At 45.2% G+C, this 582-nt stretch carries 1 protein-coding gene; it reads right to left on the minus strand.

Annotated features, from left to right (window positions below):
* Nucleotides 1-582: methyl-accepting chemotaxis protein (locus tag HPC67_RS15665; protein WP_246570203.1), on the minus strand; the 582-nt coding region annotated here is incomplete at both ends.

Genomic DNA, 582 nt, shown 5'->3' on the forward strand with positions numbered 1-582 from the left:
AACCAATTCATTTAACTGTTCAGCTAGCTTGGCGAGTTCATGAGAGCTTGCAGAGACTTCTTCCATGGATGCGCTCGTTTGCTCAGATGAAGCAGATGTTTCTTCGATCCCAGCAGCGGATTCCTCTGATATAGCCGCGATGTCTTCGATAGAACGATTCATTATTTGGCTGTTTTCAGCAATAGCGGAAAGGCTATCGGTGACAGCTTTTATACGATTGACCATATCAGTGACGGCACTGTTAATGCCGTGGAATTTGGTGTCAGTTGCATTGATTTGCTTTGTACCTTCTTCAACTTCTTGATAGCCAGCTTCAAGTCGTTCAGTCACATGACCGGATTCGGTTTGGATGGTTTGAACGATATCTGTAATGTCAGTAACAGAATCTGATACTTGTTCAGCGAGCTTCCGAACTTCATCAGCAACAACAGCGAAGCCTTTTCCATGTTCTCCAGCACGAGCGGCTTCAATCGCAGCATTCAAAGCGAGTAAGTTCGTTTGTTCTGCCACGTCCTGAATAACTGCGACCAGCTGTGAGATGTTCTTCGTTTGAGCATCAAGTCCTTTGACGTTTTCAACTGC

Origin of the sequence: Lentibacillus saliphilus, assembly GCF_019093865.1 — a bacterium.
Classification (GTDB): Bacteria; Bacillota; Bacilli; order Bacillales; family Amphibacillaceae; genus Lentibacillus_B; species Lentibacillus_B saliphilus.